This is a genomic window from Shimazuella sp. NTD247 (assembly GCF_059510415.1).
The window spans coordinates 58133-74959 of the sequence record NZ_JCAJZU010000011.1 but is presented as its reverse complement, the minus strand read 5'-3'; the positions used below and the strand labels follow the sequence as shown (position 1 = coordinate 74959).

The following is a 16827-nucleotide window of genomic DNA, read 5'->3' as shown; positions in this document are numbered from 1 at the left end:
CGGATAAAATACGACCACTTATTTCTCGGGAGAGGACAAACTTCACCCAGCCTAATTTTGGCAGTTTGATTTTGTTCCCCTTGATTTCGATGGTTGGTCTACTACTTTTGGGATAGTTGCATTGAGTCGTATACGCTTGTAGCTGATTTCCTGCTTTTAAAACGCGGAGCATCGTTTTGTTTTCGGAAAAAACGCTGAAAGGCATCCGCAAGATGTTTGAGGGTGTTTTGCAGGGAAGTAGCATCAACTTCTTTCAACCACACCAACTCTCGCTTTTTCTCCGTTAGGAAACGGGAACAGATGCCATAGGTCAGCCCTTTTCCGGTTGCTTGATACGCTCTATTCCATTCACCAAGAAAATGATTGAATACAAAACGGCTACAACCGATGGATTTATGGATCATTGTCGCCTGTGCTTTGGTAGGTCGAAGACGGTAAGAAAAAGCTTTATGCATGGAATCACCCCCTTGTTGGAATTTTGCGAACATTATAGATCGTATGTTCGTTCCTTGTCAAGCTTATCTAAAAAATAGTCAAACTTACGAAAGAACAAAAAAGTATCTTCTTCTAATGCTCGCTTTCATCCCACGATTTAAACCGTGGGTTTTCTCGCTCGCAATGTTATAATATCTTTGTTATCCTTACTAGGCTTGTCTAAATCTCTGGCAAAAAAGGGGCTAACTACTCCCCACATGTTTTTTGGGCTCATGTGTGATCCAACTTACAAATCTTGCAGGGTGCATATTGTGTTGTTCGAAATACGGTGCAAACGCTTCGTAAAAAGCTTGTTTGATATCTTTTGTTCCGTATATTTCCTTACCGACACTCAGTTTAGATTTCTTCAAACTAACCACCCCTTCCATTCAATGTATGCAGACATTCAATGGATAAAAGCATGTCCTAGTTAAAATTTGTATCGGCAAAAACAGGTAGAATATTCCTACTATTATGAAACCGACTTTTCTTAATACTCCATTCCAAAAATCCACTAATTGTGATGTTCAGATTCAAAAAAATCTCCTGAATGAAGGGATACGATATCTGGTATGGAAAAGAGGATACAGCCTATCAAGGCGTAACCGCTCGGATCGATGCAATTACTACTCGAAATGTGCAATTGAATTTTGGTCATACTGTGAATGTTGTTGGCTTCTTGTTGGGTGCAGTGATGACACTGCTGCTCTAATCCACAGGATTATTTCCATTTATCGGGAAATGATTAGTCTTTCAATTTCTGTTCTTCTTCTCATGGATAATCATTGCTGTAAAATTGAAGGACAAGTAATTTTTATAATTGATGCTGATGATTTTGATGAAAAGTTTATACCCATCAATAAAAATAATTTTGATGAGATACATAAGGATTTTGGGTTTGATGAATTAACAACACAGAAGATCAAAAAGGAAATGTTCAAGATAGAACCATAACATCATATTAATCGTATAAGGCACCTACTACGATTAATAAACCGTATCAAAAATGATACGGTTTATTTGTTATACTCATTCCATGAAGTGTAGAGGTGATGTTATGATTAATCTTCTAACGAAGAAAATCAGTAAAGAGTGGTCAAAGCTACGAGCTTTAGACTATACAGATCATGTTCATCTTGATAATGAACGACTAATCTTAACCAAGTTTAACCAAGTAAAACCCTTGATCTTACGAGCTGTAGAAGATTGCTCACCTGTATCTATTCGTAGTTGGATTAGTGATATTGCTATATATTACGGAAAAAAAGATGATATCAAAAACCGTAACATTTGGGTTGATCTACACGAATGTTTTAAGCTTCTACAGGAAAATGAATTGCTGCCAGTACATAATGGAGAATTAAAATAATCCCTCTATCTGAGGGATTCATTCATTTTATTTTTTATTTTCTCGCTCTTTACGTTTACGATCTTCTTCTGCTTTCTTCAGTTCCTTTTCTTCAAGTAACTTTTTATATGCTTTTCCATAGCTTCGCTGCCTTTGCTATTATCCATATAATCACGCATTTTACATTCTCCTTTGTATTAAGGAGTCCAGCGTGGTACACTCTAATTGTTCAGACTAGGGATTCCCACACAGAGTCCTTTTATTTTTTATTTGATAGATCCGCACCACTGTTTCAAAATGGTAAATCATCGTCGGTCAAATCTGGAATATTCTCAGCACCTCGATTTATTCTCGATTCATCTGCTCTCCTTTGTGTGTATACATAGTCGATTTGATAAAACAACTTTGCAATTAAATCAACTTTCGATTCTGGTGCATGTAATGCTTTTCCAGCGGTTAAATCTGTAGAAGAAGCTAATTCTAATAATTCTTCGGTTGTAAAGCCATTCCAACGATCCTCTGCCTTTTTCATATACATTCCCCTTAGATGTTAGGTTAGTTGTTTTCCGAATTTATATAAGACCCCTTGAGCCTGAATATCAAGAATCTCTTGTTCTTCCTCTGTTGTCACACAACTACTACAAAGACCTTCATACTTGGCTTTTGCTCCGTCCAATCCATACAAAATTTAATGTTGCAACTTGCTTGCCACATCTGGGACAAGATGTAGTTCTAATCAATGGTGTTCTTCTTCTCATGCTATCCCCTCCTTGCAACGCTCCACTTCATAAGAACCAACTACTTGCATTTTTCATTTAGCCCCACTGTTTCCAATGGGTAAAGGATTTGATTTAATGGCACAAGCAGTTGAATTAGAAAACATTTCAATCGAGCGATTCGGAGAAGATATTTGTATTACTGGATATCCACAAAAGTAAGTACAGTTCATTTAAGCACAAAACAGCCCACACCTATCATTTGGGCTGTTTTGTGCTTAAATGGGGCAACGTATTGGTTTTACCCTTTAACGACATTATATAAATTGTTTATATATATGATCTTTATAAAAAGGGGCTTGCCACAATGATTGTAGACCTCGTTTTATATATTTGTCTCCAAAGGTATAGAACGCTGATACCGGGTATGAATTAAATTTTTCACTTGTCAAAGAAATTTCCTGAAGATGTGGTTTGTGTGTGTTTATCATTTCTCGTGCTGATGTCAGCAAGGCATCTGGACAACGAAAATGGAATTGATGATAACTAAAATGATTCTCATCCACTTCATCCCATTCTTGTTGCCAGTAAATGTGACTCATCCAAGCATTCGAATAATTTGGATGGAATGCGATTTTTTGTGTAACGTTCATTTTCTCTACGCCACTTGCTTGATAGTAACGATCTATATTCTTCGAGAGGAACGAAATTTCATCGGAATGAAAAACTGGATAATTTACCTCATAACGATTTTGAAAACCAAGCATATGAGCAATAGCATGAAAATCTTCTAAAAAGAATTCATCTATTTTATTGCTATAGAAATGGCTACAATTTTTAGTTTCAGTATGAAAATCGTCATGATTAGGTGGTGCAGCCAAATAAGGTATTGAAATTCTTTGTTGTTGGAGGGATTTTTTTATCATTTTTGCTTCATTCGGTTGTTGATAATAAACGGCCCATTGATATGGAGAAAAACCTACATTATCGATTTCATTTATATTTGCACCATACTGGATGAGTTGGTTTATGATTTCCCCTGTTTTTTGCCATTTTTTCACTGTTTTTAAACGAGATGCGTAAATAAGAGGACTAATATTCGATTTATCACAGATGTTTGGATCCGCACCTAGTTCAAGTAATAGAGAAACACATTTTGTCATGCGATAAGAAACTGCTTTTGTTAAGGGAGTATCTCCAGACTGGAAGGGTTTATTTAAAAAATCTGGACGATGATCAATAATAAGCTTTGTCATTTTTAGATTTTCATCACTTGAACCTAATGAATATTCTAAAATAATATTCCAATTTAACGGAGCACCAAAAGAAATATATGACGCAAGTAACTCACTGTTTTTTAGTTCCTTAACAGCATGGAAACTAACCTTATCTAAATGTTTTGGGGAAGCTTTGGCTCCATATTTATGTAAAAGTCGTGCAACATCCGGATTGTTTATGAATGAATAAATTTCACTCGAAGCAGTTGGATTGGCTCCATGTTCTAAAAGGAGTTGTACAATTTGTATATCCCCTGTTTTTGCTTGAAGTAAGGGGGAACCATACATATGACGAGGGAAATTTTCATAGTTGAGTAGATCAGGATCTACCCCAGATGACAAAATATATTCTACCACTTCTTTTTTTCCTTGACTCACCGCGTCATATAATGTCAGCGATTTGAGCTCATCATCACCAGTAAATGCTTTCTTCCCAAACAGTTCACAAGTAGTTATGGTAGAAGCAAGGTGATATGGTTTTTGTCCAAGTAAATTTTTTGTTTCTATATCTGCTCCTTCCTGGAGGTATAGATGTGCCACCTCTGCTAGACCTTCATAGGCAGCTACATGCAAAGGTGTATTTCCCCATTGATCTATATCGTGAACAGATAAACCTTGCTGAAGCAGATACTTTGCCATCTGAGAGGATAAACAGAAATAGAGTAGACTGTTCCCAGTTTTGTTTTTTTGTGTTATCTGCTCGGGGTATTTTTCTAATCTTATTTTTAATTTGTCCAGATTGTCTTCCAGTATGAGATTACATGTTTCCCAAAAATGTTTATCAGATTTATCCATGTGGTCAAGGTAATACATAATTACGACCTCCTATAAGTGATACAGTGGGAGTTCATTTCCAATATAGAAAGTAAGATAAAAATTAAATTCACTCAGTAAGAGGAAACACTATGTTTACATATTACAACATTAGAGAACTCTTTGATGAAAATACTTATAAACGACTTTATATCATCTATTTTTTGGTGACCTGCCCTTAGAACTTTCAAAGGTGAAATCATTCATAGCTATAAAGCTCCTAGAGGAAAGCGAAATATACCCCCTATTGGTGGTAAAGGATTCGAACTATTGGTACAAGCAGTAGAATGAGAAGACATCTCAATCGAGCGATTCGGAGAAGATATTTGTATTACTGGATATCCTAAAAAATAGGATAAAACTTAGAGAATTTACCAATGAACATGAAAGCCCAACGTTTGTTGGGCTTTTGCATTTTTAATCTATGAAGAACAGTTCACCTACAAAAAAGTTGTACCCGAATCAATGATGTAATCACCAAAATATTTAATATGACTGGTCAAGTAAGTATTTTGAATCAAACATCTTCCGAAACCAAATAAATAGTTCGCTCTTTTACCTTTATAAATACAAACATTTTATTTTTTGCTTCTATCCTGTGACACGAGACGCAATTCAAGAAAAACTGGATGATAGGGAGATTTAACTGTTGTAGTGGTCTAATCTGCTTTTGGTTGCCAAACTCCTTGATCATTGACAATTGACTTGCAGTCACTTATAATTGACTTCAAATCAATTATAAGTGACTGCAAGTCAATTATTGATATGGAGGTTTTGTTTATGAGTCAAAATGTTGTTTTGATTACAGGTGCATCTTCCGGCATAGGTAAAGAAGCAGCCATCGAGCTGAAGAATAAGGGCTTTACTGTTTATGCAGCCGCCCGGCGTATAGATAAAATGCAAGATCTTGCAACAAAAGGGATACATCCAATTTCTTTGGATGTAACTGATGATGCATCCATGGTTCAATGCGTTAATGAGATTCTAAAAAAAGAAGGCAGAATTGACGTCCTGATTAATAATGCAGGATATGGTTCGTATGGAGCAATAGAGGATGTTCCAATGGAAGAAGCCCGACGTCAAGTAGAAGTGAACGTATTCGGACTTGCGAGAATGATCCAGCTTGTGGTGCCAAGTATGAGAAAAAATAAATTCGGTAAAGTTGTTAATGTTTCTTCAATGGGAGGTAAAATTTGGACGAATTTCGGTGGCTGGTATCATGCGACAAAGTTTGCGGTGGAAGGTCTTTCAGATTGCCTTCGGTTAGAGTTGGAACCGTTTGGGATTGATGTCATCGTGGTGGAACCAGGCGGAATCAAAACCGACTGGGGTATTATTGCCGCTGAGAATCTTAAAAAAGTATCTGCCAAGGGGGCGTATGCTCAGGCAGCCTCTAAAACAGCCGATGGCATGATCAAAAATTATTCGGGCAATCAATTGTCGAAGCCTGAACTAATCGCACACACCATTGGAAAAGCTGTAACAGTCAAAAGACCGAAAACACGATATCTTGTCGGTTTTATGGCAAAACCTATGGTGTTCATAAAAAATGTTTTTGGAGACCGCACTTACGACAGACTCATCAAAAGGTTCGGTTAATAAACCACAACATCATAATTGCGAAAAGGAAGGATAAAGGTTATAGCTAATTTTGATCCACTTTTGCCGAAAACATCAACCTATTGGAATAAACAATGATATTTTTCTATATGAAGCACACGAGTTTTTTCATATCCATGGAGGGAACTTTTGAAAGAAGCTCACAGGGGATAAAGAAACAAAAGTCATAGTAATTGACAATCGTGAAGAAAAAGGGGCATGGATGTAGGAGGAGAATAAAGTCTGGATGGAAGTATCAGCTGAAGTTAACAATGATATCCTCAAAAAGGTCGTTACCTTAACAAGTGATGCCATTGCTGCAAATGCAAATTAATAGGCTCCCCAGAAAAAACGAGGCTGAAAAAATATCCAGAGCGTTTTGCAGCGACTTCAAGGACGAGATAGGGGTGAGGGAGATACATGTAATTTCAGGACATAAGCTGTTTAATATTTCTATTTCCATTTGTCGAGTTCTATGATGGATTTACTGGAAGTCGTGTTGTATAACAACCACAGAAATCATCCATTTATCAGGGTTTTAAGAGAAATGGAAAATATCCCTATTTTATTTCTGATTTTTACACGTATCTCCCCGCAACCCTATGTAAAGATCTATAAACATAGATAATTGTGGTTATATATCTCGACTCTAAATCGATTAGGGATTAAAATTAATCGAAATGGAGTGATGAAGTTATGGCAAAACGTGCGATGACTCCTGAAGCAAAGGCTTTAAAAGCTCAGGCTATTCTAGATAAAGCGGCAGAAATGTTTCTTTCATCCGAGTATAAAAAAATTAAAATGTCCGATATAGCAAAGCAGATGGGCATGTCTAACGGCATTCTATTTGTGTACTTTAAAACTAAAGAGGCCTTGTTTTTTAGCCTACTTTGTCGAGAGTATGAGAAAAGGCTTGCGCGTCTGACAGAAATGGCGAAAGAATCGCCAATCAGAGATTTCGATGACTTCAAGAATCTTGTCATGAATGAGCTTACAGAATTGGTTGACCATAATCCCCTGTATGTAAGACTGGAATCCATGCGTACGGCGGTATTCGAAGAAAATGTAGACGCGGAAACAATGTTAAATCAGAAATTGAATCTATACAAGTTGATGACGGATTTGGTGACCATCATTTGTGAAAATAATGCATTAACGCAAGAGGATGTAATCGATATCCTCCAAGCCGAAACATCGATTATAACCGGTTGCAAGTTATCTGCCACCTTGCCTGCGGAAGTTATAGATATTATCGAAAAATACGGGCTGGATGGACTTAAACGTGATTTTAAGAATGATGTTCTTGCTACAATGAATCATTATTTAAATGGTTATATTAGAAATAGAAAATAAAATCTTGAAAAGGGAGCTGGTCCGTATGCTTCTGGATCATCCATCGTACAGCCGGATGATCGAACTTGTGCACCGAGAAATCGGATTGTAAGGCGAAGGAGCTGAGCGAACTCAACTTCTCCAAGTTTCGAATCTTCGAATGTCTAGATCTTCTCGTGAAACCTGTGACCTTACTTTCTTGGTAAAATGTAGGAATCACCCTGTGCCAAAGCGCTGGGAGATTCTATATTTTAAATCCTTTTACATTACATAAATTCCATTGAAGCAGTCTTATAAAAATCCCTATCTCTCCATTTAAACATAGAAAAATCGGGATTTTTCTATGTTTTCTATCTGTATGGCCGTTTTTGGACTTATCTCGGACTTACCTCTCTAAAAGTTGACATAGAGAGCTGTTGTCAAAGAAGTCGAAAAGTAGCACGCTCAAGTCGTTTTGTATATGTGAATGAAAACACTGTATTATTTGGACTCCATTCTTAAGAGTGGAACGAGGTGGATTTCTTCTTCCACTAAATATAAGGAATATAAAACATTCACTATTGAGAACCGAGATCAATGGCTCCTTCGCATCCACCCTTTGGATGGATGCGAGGTGCCAGGACAACCTTAGAGCAGGTCACTAGGAGCGACAGTTCATCGCCTTTGGGTCCTTTTCAGGTCGATGTCCCTTGATGTGTTGAGTTCGGGAGCTTTGGGCGTGCATTCTCTCGATGTGCCTGGATCGCGGACTTTCGCTCATACGGCTGAAAGTCCCCGGCGACTGGACATGATTTTGCTGCTCAGATCGCTTTCGACCGAGATTCAGCAATATGATGATGAGGGAGAACAGGATAAGAGGCAATTCAACCATGACTTCCCTAAGGTTGTCCTTTATTGTTACTATATTCACAGGAGAATGGAGATAGCAAGTATATTGGTCAAATTGCTCTTTGTAACACAGATGCTGGCTCTAGGTCATATAGAAAATAAAAACAATCCAAATAAATTGGATCGTTTTTATTTTTCAAAAGGTACACATGACATTAAGTGCTAATGAGGCCATTGATTTTTATGTGAAAGCACTGGATGCAAAGATTGTCTATATCATTACGCGATATGCCGGAAAACCCGGAATCCCCGCTGTCACCAGAACAGAAAAACTTGATTAACTATGCCATTTTGAAAATCGGTGAAGCAGAGCTTCAGTTATCTGACCATTTTACCCGCAGTGATTACCAGAAGGGAACACAAGTGACCATCGTTGTTCAAACCGATGATAAAGACCAAGCTGTTAAATATTTTGAAGCACTGAAGGAAGGCGGTCAGATAAACGATCCACTAGAAGCAAATTTCTTCAGCCCCGCTTATGGTAATGTAACGGATAAATTCGGCGTTACATTCCGAATTCTCGCAAAAAGGCAATAATGGTTTATCTCTGCAAGTCCTCCATACTCAAACAATAGGAAAAGCAAGCGGCTCTTTTCGCATCATACGCGGAAGAACTGCTTGCTTTTTGATGGGATTGGGGTCCCTGGCCGGAGGACTTGTTTTAAAATATGGATCAGCGACGAATCTTGGGTTTATAGGTGGAGGATCTGATTGATCACATTTTTATTCGTTTGGTTAAGTTATCGATTCGTTAAGCAAACATCTAAATTATTTCACTTTCGTAAACAATGAGCATTGCAAATCGAGACAATTATAAACAAAAATCAACAACGATGTATCAGTTGGTTAATTCGCTCTACTTCCTGCAAAATATAGCGACTAACCTCGTATGCGTTTACCAGCTCGTCTTGCAATGAGCCCAATACAGCGATTCACGTTTGAACTCTATTTTGATTTCCCTTTGTTCCTGTGAATAGTTATATGGTATGTCCCTTAAAGGAATTCATTCGTTATTTAATTTTTCACAAGGTAGAAACTGAGCATCAGCTTGGCACAACGTACACTTAGTAGTATTTTATAGTATTGAAGATCTTAATCAGTGCTGAAGCAGCCAGTAATTAAATTCTGACTACCCCAGCTGGAGTGAATTTGTTTACTTTCTGTAAGTGACCTTCACACCCTTACCAAGTTCATTATGAGTAATCGTCACATTTTCACCCGGATGAAGACTGTAGCGGTTGGGTTTGTTGGGCAATGTTGTAATTACTACTTCATCGATTTTATACGTATCTTTGATTTTACCGCTCCTACTAATCCGAATTTCAAAACATTCAAATGAACCCGGTTTGGAAATGGAAAAAATCTCACATACATCTGAGATCCGATAATCCATGCCGTCGGGAAGATTCTCGATAATAACATTCGGATTTACCTTGGAAGTATAAGGTGATCTGGCCATTGTCCACTCCAATTCAATAAGGGAACTTTGATGAATTCCTCTTATTGAAAGGATACATCATGAAAAATCAGATGTAAATAAAAAGCCATCGGTTCACAAATAAGGATAATACCACATATCCATCAAGCTAAGAAAAGGAAATTCAGGATTGACCAATCCCATGGAAGTTTTGTTCAAATCAAAAACTGCTAAACACACGGATGAGCGCAACCATATTTCCTAATTTTTTATAGCAATCTAAGAAGACAGTTATATTTCCTTTTTCAAAAGGTACACATCACATTACTGATGTGATTTCTCACTGTCTTTTCACTGATAAACAATTGACCTGCGATATCTTTGGTGGTCTTATCTTGAACAAGTAACTCAAATACTTCCCTCTCCCGATTGGTAAGCAGGGTTTTCCCCTTCTGATTATGCAACTTCTGTGCCACCCTTCCTTGCTCGAGCATGTTAGATAAGAGGGTCCAGGGATTCAGTCAAGTTATCTTATGAGCCGAAATACCTATAGGTGAGAGCAAAAAAGGAAAATTGGGCAAGATTAAGCATAAAAAACGTGAAGTTGCGATCAAAGAAGACATTTTATTAATATATACTTTCGGTTTTATTGGGCGCCCATCAGAAATAGGAGCAGGTCCAGGGAATAAGCCTCTGGACCTGCTCCTAACAAGTGGAGGAATAACAAACCGCTGCATGCCATTGCCGATGTGCTCCAGATCCCATGCGAGCAAGGCCAAGGAACAAGTCTTTTACTTGAAGGAGTTGTTAGTACTATTTTACCATCTCGTTTTCACCATTTGCTATAATACATTTTATTGAAATATAGAGATTTTCCGTTTTTTTGAATCTGGTCACACAACAATCAGACTTAAACTTGCCAACAAAACCTAAAATTCAGATTAAATGAATGAATCTACAGTCGAATGATCTCTTCACTTGATATAGAAAGGGAATACAATCCATCTGTTTTCACTGCATATGTATTCTCAATCCCTACTACGCCCCTTCCCGGGAAAGTGAACTTGGGTTCGATCGCAATGACCATATTCTCTTCTAAAGGCTGCGAAAATCGATTTGCTAAGATCGGAAATTCGTCAATTTCCAAGCCTACTCCATGTCCAAGAAACTTTGCTTGGTCATCCCCATACCCCATGAAATAATCTTGTAATCCTGCATCATTTACCATCTCTAGGGAACGTCGATAAAGCATTTCCCAAGAAACACCAGGTTTTCCTAATCGCTCAACTTCCCTTAAGATATTGAGGCTTACTGCATATGCCCGCAACAATTCTTCTTCCAATGAACCAATTACTGCTATTCGCGTCTGATCAACCATATAACCTTCTACAACAGTACTAAAATCAAGTAAAATAGGTTCATTTTTTTGGATGGTTTTCATACTTGCTCCTTGAGGGCTCGCGACTGTCAAACCTAAACCGCCGGCAGGACCATCAAAATAGGTTGGTGTCGAAGCAGCAAGTCCAGAAGCGACCATCCCTAACGACAACTCTTGATTATAGCCACGCATCCGATTCAAGTTAATATTTCCTCTTACACGCAGATAATGTTCAATCTTCGCTGCTAAGGCTACTTCTGTCATTCCAACAGAAAGCCAATCAGGGATTAGCTGTATTACTTCATCAACTAGTTGTGCAGCCTTACTAATCTGGGCTTGTTCATACTCTGATTTTATTGATCGCTGCAAGCGAATAGCTGGAGAAATATCTTTTATTTGTACATCCAGCATCTGTTGATATTTCAACCCAAGTTGATACGGTAAAACATCCAATTCCAAGCCAACAGATGCCGGTTTTCCAAAGCGGGAGACAATTCTCCCCCCTAATGACTTCATACTTCCAAGCGGCTCTACTTGTATGGAACTTTCCTCTATTGCTCGCTGTACACTCTTTTTAACATAAAAAATGGGATCGTCGGTTGCTGGAATATAAAGCAATCCATTTTGCATCGTTCCAGTGTAATAAAAAATATCTACATTTTGCGTGATCAGCGCAGCAGATATCGATTGCTCCTGTAATACGGTTTGCAATTTTTGGACACGCTTGTCTATTTCTATTTTAGAAATTTTTGTAAGAAAATTCATCATACCATCCTTTACATAGAAGGAATTTTTTGGTGGAAAGATAAATATATGGGTGAACCTGATGAAGGAGGTTACTTTCATTAAACATAAACCAATTATATGCCTGTTAATCGATTCCTTGATGGATACGCCATTACAAGAAGAGATTCAAGCTGGGCGAGCTCCGGCACTTCAGTTTCTTCGAGATAATGGAACATATCATTCACGTGTAGTAAGTACTTTTCCTACAATGTCTGTTTCCATTGATTCTACCATGCTCACTGGTGAACCACCAAAAAAACATGGGATCTATGGTCTAACTTATTATCACCAAGAAGAAAATAGGGTGGTAAATTTCGGCACAGGGCCAAAAGAAATTATGTTGTTTGGGATAAAACGAGTTTTAATAGCGGCGATGATGCAATTAAATCAATTATTAATTAACAGTGATGTCAAAACCATTCATGAAGCAACAGATAAGCCAACAGGTTCAATCAATGCTATGGTTTATCGAGGAAAAGAAAAAACAGAAATCAAATCTCCTTGGATTGCTTGGATGATTGGACTGCTGCCAAAAAAAATCGAAACATTCGTGCCGGATACTTTCTCACTTGGTTCAATGAGATACATAGACAAAAGATCTCATCCAAAGAGCATGCTGTCAAAGTTTGGATTCAATGATCATTTTTCGTCGATGGAGATCATTTCACTCATCCAAAAAGGCAAATTACCACATCTTTCGTTTGTTTATTTCCCAGGAAATGACATTATTGTACACAAAAAAGGCACCTCGGAAGGGAAGGGAATAAAAAATGTCGATCGAGAAATAAAAACGATATTAGACTCATTCGGTTCATGGGAAGAAGCCTTGCAAAAGTGTAATTTCATCGTTTTAGGAGATAGCGGCCAAACCAATATGATGAAAAAAGACACTTATATTGACTTACGTAAGATCCTTCAACCCTATACAATTATGCCTTTATCACGTGAGACACCTCTGCCAAAAGATCAGTTGATTACATGTGTAAATGAACGTATGAGTTATATTCATATTTTAGATGAAAAAATACCCTATAAAGATATTGTACGTCTATGTAAAATGGAAAAAAAATTAGATGTGATTGCATGGCAAGATGAGGATGGTTGGATTCATGTCGTGAGTGGTCATGCTGACGGAGCACTAAGTTTTCGACATGATGGAGATTATACAGATGAATATGAACAAAAATGGCAGTTAGAAGGGGATATATCTATACTGGATCTCACGCTCGATGAAAATATAGTCCAATATGGAATTTATCCAGATGCCCTATTCCGATTAGCAGGAGCACTTCATCCAGAAAGAAAAAGTGTAATTGTCACTAGTTCACCTGGGTATGAAATTATTGGTCAAGGATCTCCAAAACATAAAGGAGCGTCACACGGTTCCCTTCATCATTTGGATTCCTTAGTACCAATGATTGTGACTGGGATAAAAACTGCACCAAAACATTTGCGTATTATCGACTTAAAAAAATGGTTTTTACAATTATTAGAGGAATGAACCAAGCATCCCCGTTCATAGATGTAAAAAAACAAGGAAACGGGGATTTTTCATGTCGATATTGCAAAAAAAACTGGATATTTCTGCGATCCATTGGGAACGATATTGGCCAAATTTATCATCGTTGTATTTATCTTTTTTGGAATTAGAACGGGACCCTTACTATGAATTTTTACCCTTCGACAAAGTAGAAGAATATTTACAAAAAGCAATAGATATTGGGATACAAACAGCTAAACCTTATATGCAAATGAATCCTTTAACTTTTTTTAATCATGTGCTTAAAGCAGATATTCGTATTCGGCTATTAGAACGGCACCCAGAGCACTCCTCCATTCGTGCACAATATATCAAAAAAAAACAGACAATTATTGTCTATAAAAACTCGATCAAGGACATAAAACAATTTTTCCAAAATGAAATCAGTGACGTTTCACCTATAGATCTTATCGCAATACATGCTTATCATGAATGGTTTCACCACTTAGAATACACAACGATTGGAAGAACAGATTTAAAATTCCCCAGTGTAATTATTAAACAAAGAGGGCCGTTTCTTACCAAGCGCCCATTGTCGCGTTTGCGAGAGATAGCAGCTCATTCCTTCACACAGGCTGCATTAGGATTAGATTGGTCACCACTTATTCTCGATGAATTTCGTTACCTTTTATCCAAAGGATACTCCTATGCACAAATTCGGGAGAGTTTTCAAGACACGAAAAACAGATACTATGCTATAATAAATAAAAAATAAGTCACTAACTGATGAGAAGTGGAGGGAATTCGGTGGAAAGTTGCATCTGTCCTAAATTTGAAGCTGCGATTGAAATTTTAGCAAAAAAATGGACGGGTCTTATCTTGCGAGTTCTCATGGAGGAAAAACGCCGTTTTCGTGATATCCGGGAGCAAATACCGCAGATGAGCGAAAGAATGTTAGCAGAACGTCTGAAAGATTTAGAGGCTGCTGGACTAATCAATCGGCAAGTTTATCCCGAGACACCTGTCCGCATTGAGTATACACTAACAGAAAAAGGAAAAGCACTTCAGCCTGTTTTGGATTCGATTGAAAACTGGGCACATGAATGGATATAATATACACTTTCTCAAACGACTCACGCCGCTACCTATACAGGTAGCGGCGTGTTGTAGTAAAACTACTAGAAACTAGTTCCAAGTCGTCTTACCAGCACGAGCTTTCTCAATCAACAGATCGAGAAGGTCCAAACCATAAACCTTCTCAATCTGATTATGGAAATCAGAAAACTTCTTATGAGCAGTATCACGCTGGGTACGGAGAGTATTACGATTCTTGAGCTTGTTCTCCATCTCTCGCTGAGCAGCTTCCCTAATCTTCTCCTGCTTCGGATCGGAACTCAGTTCCAACTTGTCTCGAATAGTTTGGTGGGCTCTCACTGCTTGACAAGCAGTATCGTAATCTGCTTCAAGCCGCCTCCACTCACCATACAGCGAGTGGTGCATCTTCAGAAGCTTGGTGCGATGCTTATCATCGAGAAAAGCCATGGTTCATCCAATCAAGTCGTGTTTATACTGAATTTTATTATAACATTTAAGTATTATATGTTTCAAAAGTCTTTTTTCTGCCATACTTTTTTGCATACCTATGTTAAAATAATGATGACTTTGTGCCAAAAAAAAGAGAGGTTTTTGACATGCAATCATTTGAACAATCCATGCTTGCACTCATAACGGACACATCTACTCAGCTCTCACCTGATGTCCGTGAAGCGATTGATCGAGCAAATGCAAAAGAAGACAGCGGAACACGGGCAGCACTTGCTCTTGCCCGCATAACGGAAAATATTGAAATGGCAGAACAGAAAGTATCTCCGATCTGTCAAGATACAGGAATGCCAACCTTTATCCTCCATGTACCTGTTGGCGCCAATCAAATGGAAATGGAGAAGGCAATTAAAAATGCGATCGCAACTACGACGAAACAAGGAAAACTGCGTTCCAACTCTGTTGACTCTTTAACTGGAGCAAACACAGGCGATAACTTAGGTCCTGGAACCCCAGTGATCCACTTTCATCAGTGGGAAAAAGATTACATTGATGTCCGCTTAATCTTAAAAGGCGGCGGATGTGAAAACAAAAATATTCAATACAGCTTGCCGACCGAATTAGAAGGACTTGGTCGTGCAGGACGTGACTTGGATGGTATTCGCAAATGTATTTTGCATAGTATTTACCAAGCCCAAGGACAAGGTTGCAGTGCTGGTTTTATCGGAGTTGGCATCGGCGGAGATCGGACTACTGGTTACGAACTTGCAAAACAGCAATTGTTCCGCCATGTGGATGACGTAAATCCAATCGAAGATCTCGCAAAATTAGAAGCTTATATATTGGAAAAAGGGAATACACTTGGGATTGGAACGATGGGCTTTGGAGGAAATACGACGCTACTCGGTTGTAAAATCGGTGTAATGAACCGCTTGCCAGCAAGCTTCTTTGTATCTGTTGCTTACAACTGCTGGGCATTTCGTCGTCAAGGAGTTTCTATTAACCCCGTTACTGGAGAAATATCTGGATGGTTATACAAAGAAGAAAAGCCAAAAGTCGAAGTTCAAACAAAAGAAAAAGCAGAAACAACTAGCTCCAATCATCAAGTTGTACTCACTACCCCGATTACCGAAGAACAAGTTCGTAATCTTAAAGTCGGCGATGTAGTTGTCATCAATGGCTTGATGCATACTGGCCGTGATGCTTTACACAAATATTTGATGGATCACGACGCCCCTGTCGATCTAGAAGGCAGTGTTATTTATCATTGTGGTCCAGTAATGTTAAAAGATGACGAAGGAAAATGGCATGTAAAAGCAGCTGGACCGACGACGAGTATTCGAGAAGAACCATACCAATCAGATATCATTAAAAAATTTGGCATGAAAGTGGTTATTGGAAAAGGCGGGATGGGCGCTAGAACTCTAAAAGGTCTGCAAGAACATGGAGCTGTTTACCTCAATGCAATTGGTGGTGCAGCCCAGTATTATGCAGAGTGCATCAAAGATGTAGAAGGGGTTGACTTTCTCAACTTTGGTGTACCAGAAGCAATGTGGCATCTCAAAGTAGAAAATTTTGCAGCCATTGTAACAATGGATTCACATGGAAATAGTTTACACGCAGATGTAGATAAATCTTCTCTTGAAAAATTAGCACAGTACAAAGAAACTGTATTTCAATAAATTCCTGTTCACTTCTGTGACACAAAACGGTAAAATGAAGGGGGATTATGTAATCCCCTTTCGTACTTGTTTTTCAATTTTTAAGGAGGTTTGAC

The 16827-nt window shown here is 38.2% G+C and carries 17 protein-coding genes and 1 pseudogene; 9 read left to right on the top strand and 9 right to left on the bottom strand.

The window, feature by feature from the left end; all coding sequences use genetic code 11:
• Positions 1–455, bottom strand: a pseudogene (locus AC5WOC_RS20750) (RNA-guided endonuclease TnpB family protein); the annotation flags it as partial.
• Between the two features lie 222 nt (positions 456–677).
• Complete coding sequence (locus AC5WOC_RS20745) at positions 678–845, bottom strand: hypothetical protein (RefSeq protein ID WP_496057330.1); 168 nt, start codon at positions 843–845, stop codon at positions 678–680.
• A gap of 179 nt (positions 846–1024) precedes the next feature.
• On the opposite strand from AC5WOC_RS20745, the gene AC5WOC_RS20740 reads away from it, so the two are divergent.
• The gene (locus AC5WOC_RS20740; RefSeq protein WP_496057329.1) at positions 1025–1186 is read left to right on the top strand and encodes a hypothetical protein; all 162 of its coding nucleotides are present in this window, start codon (positions 1025–1027) and stop codon (positions 1184–1186) included.
• Between the two features lie 345 nt (positions 1187–1531).
• Positions 1532–1843: a hypothetical protein gene (locus tag AC5WOC_RS20735; protein WP_496057328.1), complete on the top strand. Its 312-nt coding sequence runs from the start codon at positions 1532–1534 to the stop codon at positions 1841–1843.
• A gap of 271 nt (positions 1844–2114) precedes the next feature.
• On the opposite strand, the gene AC5WOC_RS20730 is transcribed toward AC5WOC_RS20735, so the two are convergent.
• The 3 genes from AC5WOC_RS20730 to AC5WOC_RS20720 form a co-directional block, all read right to left on the bottom strand.
• On the bottom strand, positions 2115–2354 hold the full coding sequence (locus AC5WOC_RS20730) for a hypothetical protein (protein ID WP_496057327.1): 240 nt from the start codon (positions 2352–2354) through the stop codon (positions 2115–2117).
• 18 nt (positions 2355–2372) lie between these two features.
• Complete coding sequence (locus tag AC5WOC_RS20725) at positions 2373–2498, bottom strand: hypothetical protein (protein ID WP_496057335.1); 126 nt, start codon at positions 2496–2498, stop codon at positions 2373–2375.
• A gap of 357 nt (positions 2499–2855) precedes the next feature.
• A complete protein-coding gene (locus AC5WOC_RS20720) occupies positions 2856–4628 on the bottom strand; it encodes an ankyrin repeat domain-containing protein (protein ID WP_496057326.1) in 1773 nt (590 codons plus the stop codon).
• A gap of 780 nt (positions 4629–5408) precedes the next feature.
• On the opposite strand from AC5WOC_RS20720, the gene AC5WOC_RS20715 reads away from it, so the two are divergent.
• The 3 genes from AC5WOC_RS20715 (at position 5409) to AC5WOC_RS20705 (ending at position 8984) form a co-directional block, all read left to right on the top strand.
• Positions 5409–6227 (top strand): oxidoreductase, encoded by an 819-nt coding sequence (locus AC5WOC_RS20715; RefSeq protein WP_496057325.1) that lies wholly within the window; start codon positions 5409–5411, stop codon positions 6225–6227.
• 696 nt (positions 6228–6923) lie between these two features.
• Positions 6924–7580: a TetR/AcrR family transcriptional regulator gene (locus tag AC5WOC_RS20710; protein ID WP_496057324.1), complete on the top strand. Its 657-nt coding sequence runs from the start codon at positions 6924–6926 to the stop codon at positions 7578–7580.
• A 1074-nt stretch (positions 7581–8654) separates the two neighbouring features.
• Entirely contained in the window at positions 8655–8984 is a 330-nt protein-coding gene (locus AC5WOC_RS20705) for a VOC family protein (RefSeq protein WP_496057323.1), read from the top strand.
• 616 nt (positions 8985–9600) lie between these two features.
• On the opposite strand, the gene AC5WOC_RS20700 is transcribed toward AC5WOC_RS20705, so the two are convergent.
• From AC5WOC_RS20700 to AC5WOC_RS20690, 3 genes are all read right to left on the bottom strand, one after another.
• A complete protein-coding gene (locus AC5WOC_RS20700) occupies positions 9601–9906 on the bottom strand; it encodes a hypothetical protein (RefSeq protein WP_496057322.1) in 306 nt (101 codons plus the stop codon).
• 263 nt (positions 9907–10169) lie between these two features.
• Positions 10170–10358 (bottom strand): LuxR C-terminal-related transcriptional regulator, encoded by a 189-nt coding sequence (locus AC5WOC_RS20695; protein WP_496057321.1) that lies wholly within the window; start codon positions 10356–10358, stop codon positions 10170–10172.
• 461 nt (positions 10359–10819) lie between these two features.
• Positions 10820–12007, bottom strand: coding sequence for a M24 family metallopeptidase (locus tag AC5WOC_RS20690; RefSeq protein ID WP_496057320.1), 1188 nt, complete (start codon positions 12005–12007; stop codon positions 10820–10822).
• Between the two features lie 61 nt (positions 12008–12068).
• On the opposite strand from AC5WOC_RS20690, the gene AC5WOC_RS20685 reads away from it, so the two are divergent.
• Genes AC5WOC_RS20685 through AC5WOC_RS20675 form a run of 3 tightly spaced genes read left to right on the top strand, consistent with a single transcriptional unit; the run spans position 12069 to position 14621 of the window.
• Positions 12069–13529, top strand: coding sequence for an alkaline phosphatase family protein (locus AC5WOC_RS20685; RefSeq protein WP_496057319.1), 1461 nt, complete (start codon positions 12069–12071; stop codon positions 13527–13529).
• Between the two features lie 52 nt (positions 13530–13581).
• Entirely contained in the window at positions 13582–14283 is a 702-nt protein-coding gene (locus tag AC5WOC_RS20680) for a hypothetical protein (RefSeq protein WP_496057318.1), read from the top strand.
• 32 nt (positions 14284–14315) lie between these two features.
• Entirely contained in the window at positions 14316–14621 is a 306-nt protein-coding gene (locus AC5WOC_RS20675; protein ID WP_496057317.1) for a winged helix-turn-helix transcriptional regulator, read from the top strand.
• 72 nt (positions 14622–14693) lie between these two features.
• Here the strand turns inward: AC5WOC_RS20675 and AC5WOC_RS20670 are convergent, their stop codons facing one another.
• A complete protein-coding gene (locus AC5WOC_RS20670) occupies positions 14694–15050 on the bottom strand; it encodes a hypothetical protein (protein WP_496057316.1) in 357 nt (118 codons plus the stop codon).
• A gap of 149 nt (positions 15051–15199) precedes the next feature.
• Here AC5WOC_RS20670 and AC5WOC_RS20665 point away from each other — a divergent pair, with 149 nt between their 5' ends.
• Positions 15200–16732: a fumarate hydratase gene (locus AC5WOC_RS20665; RefSeq protein ID WP_496057315.1), complete on the top strand. Its 1533-nt coding sequence runs from the start codon at positions 15200–15202 to the stop codon at positions 16730–16732.
• The last annotated feature ends 95 nt before the right edge of the window (positions 16733–16827 follow it).